The organism is Akkermansia sp. GGCC_0220 (assembly GCF_017566105.1).
GTDB classification, from domain to species: Bacteria; Verrucomicrobiota; Verrucomicrobiia; order Verrucomicrobiales; family Akkermansiaceae; genus Akkermansia; species Akkermansia massiliensis.
In genome coordinates this window covers 1-3,567 of record NZ_JABFCI010000035.1, presented here as the reverse complement: position 1 = coordinate 3,567, position 3,567 = coordinate 1, and the positions used below count along the sequence as shown (strand labels likewise).

The 3,567-nt window shown below is 57.8% G+C and carries 1 pseudogene; it reads left to right on the top strand.

Annotated features, from left to right (window positions below):
- Window positions 1-28 precede the first annotated feature (28 nt).
- Window positions 29-3,567: pseudogene (locus HJW02_RS12795) on the top strand (RHS repeat protein); the annotation flags it as partial.

Below are 3,567 nucleotides of genomic sequence, written 5' to 3'. Positions count from 1 at the left end.
CATGAACAACACTTTCAACATCGGCGCCATGGACACCGTCTACCCCTTCATTCCCATGTACCCCAACGGCCAGCCCCAGGGCAACTTCCTGGTCAACGGCCTCTCCGCTCCCGTTCTCGTTCCCAAACGGATCGCTTCCTCCCCCACCCGCCACGAATGGTTCGGATACCTCAAGGTCATGGCTCCCGCCACCTGTTTTCTCCACCTTCACGCCCGCTCCTCCATCTCCCTTTCCATCCCCGCCAAGGATATGGAACTCTCCACGGAGGCCGGATCTTCCGCTCCTCTCTGTCGCCAGATCCAGTTCGAACAGGGATACTACTGGTGCCATATCGTCCATCAACACCAGCCCGACCAGGGGTCGGAAGCCGAGTTCTGCATTGCCCTGATATGCGACAAGGAAGGCGAGCCCGACCTGGATTATTACCTGCTGGCGGAAAACACGCCTGCCGGCAAGGAGGGAGAAACCGTGCTAACCCTGGTCAACCTGTACCAGGAAGAGGAGGAAGGGAACTCGTCTAGCAGTTCCTCGGCAGGGGGAGGAGATTCGTTTGAGTTTGACCCCAAGCCCAGCAGCAGTTCGAGCTCTTCCTCCTCGAGCAGTTCGTCTTCCAGCTCCTGGCAGAGTTCTTCGGCTCCCGAGCCTCCGGATTCTTCCAGCAGCGCTCCATCGTCTTCCAGTTCGTCGTCTTCCAGCAGTTCGAGTTCTTCCTCGTCCAGTTCCTCGAGCAGCTGGTCGTCTTCCAGTTTCCACAGCAGTTCCTTGGTGCCTGAAACACCAACTTCCTCCAGCAGCGCTCCGTCTTCCAGCTCTTCCTCGAGCAGTTCCAGCAGTTCGAGTTCTTCGTCCTCAAGTTCCTTGAGTAGCTCCAGCTCTTCCTCGTCAAGCAGTTCTTCCTGGTCCTCGTCAAGTTCATCGAGTTCTTCCAGCTCTAGTTCCTCTTCCAGCAGTAGTTCCAGCTCCCTCTCTTCTTCCTCCAGCGAGCCGGAGGAAGGCGGTTGCCCGTGCCCCTGTTCCTGTGATTGCGACGAAGACATCGAACAGTCCGATTGCAGCAAGAACACCTCCCATTTCTTCGGCGGCTATCCGGACGGGGCCGACGACTGCGAAGGATTGCTTGAAGTAGGAACCGGAGACTCAGGAGGGGGAGGGGGGAATAATTCCCCCGTTCCCCGCACTCTTGCCGAACCTTCCTCCCCATGTCCCATCACCCTGCGCTACAAGCATCCCCTCGAATGGACCGCCTCCTGCAATCCCGAAACAGGGCAGATCTCCGTCAAACGACCCACGGGCAGTTCCATCTCCTTCCAGAGTTCTGACGGCCATGCCGAAGCCTCCGTCTCCGGAAGTTCGCGCAAGTTGAACTACAAGGTTCAGAAGCTGAATGCCGACAAGTCTCCCTGCACCAGCGGCTCTCCCGCCTATCTGGACATGGTCCAGAGCAATGGGCGCACCCTGCGCTTCTCGGCAGCCACCGGAAAGGTCGTCTCCATGGTTTCCGCCTCCGGCGTGGAAACCACGGCGGAAGATTATTCCCGGCAGATGAAGGTAAACCGCCATCCTTCCACGGGAGCCATTCAAAGCATCTGGTCCAAGTCCCAGGGACTGCTCCAGGCGGTTGGGGAAGGCAACAGGCTCACCCTGGAATGGTACGCTCCCGGCCAGGTGAGCAAGAATGCGCGCGGCTTTGCCGGCACTGGAACTCCCTACAAGACGGTCAGCTATGAACTGAGTGACGACCAGGGCGTGCAGGTGATGGATATCGCCGAACAGAGGGAAGGGATGCCTGTCTTCCGGACGCAGCGAAGGACGGAGGGCAACAAGGTGACGACCATTCAGGGAGAGGGGGATGAGCGCACCGTGCGAACGGTGGAGAAAAATGCCCTCCCCGGAGGCAAATGGGAAATGATTGAGAGCTTGCGCGGCATCGACGATGAAACGCCTTCTTCCTGTACCCGCACGGTGAAGAAGTACACCGACGGGGGCTGGCTGACTATCAGCCGGACGGAGGGGTACAAGACCTCTCTGGCCCAGACTACGCTTTACACCTACAACGACCAGTTCCGGGTGTCCCTGGAGATCAAGCCCGACGGCGGGTACACGCGCTACGAGTACGATGACCAGGGCAGAACCGTGCTTTCCGCTGCTCCCTGGGCCGGAGGCGGTGAAAAGGGGACACGCACGACTTACGCCGACCTGCGCTTCAACGACTTCAGGCCCGCTACGGAAACCGAAGTAATTATTGCCGAGAATGGAGAAGAAACGGCGCTTCTCAAACGCACCTACACCTATGAAGACAGCCCGCAGGCCAGCCGCACGACCGTGACGGAAACCGCCCTGGGTTCCGACCAGGTCCATACCAGTGTAGAAGAGGCTTATGGAGAGGCAGCGGAGTATGCCTACGCCCGGGGGCGCCAGAAGATGAGCCAGGGCATCGACGGTGTCCAGACGGTCTACACCTATGAAGCCGCTACCGAATACGGAGCGCTCCACAAGGTAACGGCAACCGTACAGGCCCATGGAACTATTGTTCCCGCGCAAAGCACCAGGAGTGTACACTACCTTGCTGAAAACGGCGCCACCACCAGGAAAGAACAATACGTTCACACCGGGAAAGACTGGTCGCTGATTGCCTCGGAGGACTACGAGTACGACAACGAGCAAAGGCTCGTCAAGACGACGAGGGGCAACGGGCGCACCAGCACGACGGAATGGATGTGTTGTGGGCCGTTGAGGGAAACCGATGAAGACGGCATCACCACCGGCTACGGCTACAACTCGGCCAAGCAGCTGGTGGAAACCATCCGCTCGGCAACGGAAACCACCCCTGAAATGATTACCTCCTACAGCTATGATGCGGCGGGAAGAACCATAGCCACACGACGGGATGTGGGAGCTATGACGACGATGGAAAGCACGGAGTATGACAATTTGGGAAGAACGATTGCCACGACGGATGTTCTTGGTCGCGTGACTCGGACTGAATACAGCGAAGACGGCCTTACCACCACGGTTACCACTCCGGCAGGGGCTACCCTGGTCACTCGAACCTACTACGACGGCACAACCACCTTACAAGGAGGAACAGGGCAAAGAGAGATGGAGACCCAGCTGGAACTAACCGAAGAAGGCATCCTGACCACGACCTTGTCCAAGGGAGTTGTGCTGTCGCGGTCTCTGAAAAATGGCTTTGGTCAAACCGTCCGGCAGGAACAGCCCAATACGAAGGGAGGGTTCATCGTCACCAGTAATACATACAATGACAAGGGACAATTGATCCGATCTCAAACGGAGAACCTTGCTCCTACTATCACAGAATACAACCAACTGGGGCAGGCCATGAAGAAAACCGTCCTGCTGGACGAGTTACATCCTGATAACCCTGCTAAAAACAGAATCACTGAGCACTCCTCCTGTTACCGGTTCCGGGAAGACGGCGTCTGCCAGGTGCAGACTTCCACCACCTACAATGCCGACGGTCTCCCCCTTACTCAAATCACGGAGAATATGGTTTCCCTGCTCGATCCCCTCCTGGAAAGCAAGACCATTTCCACGGACGTCTACGG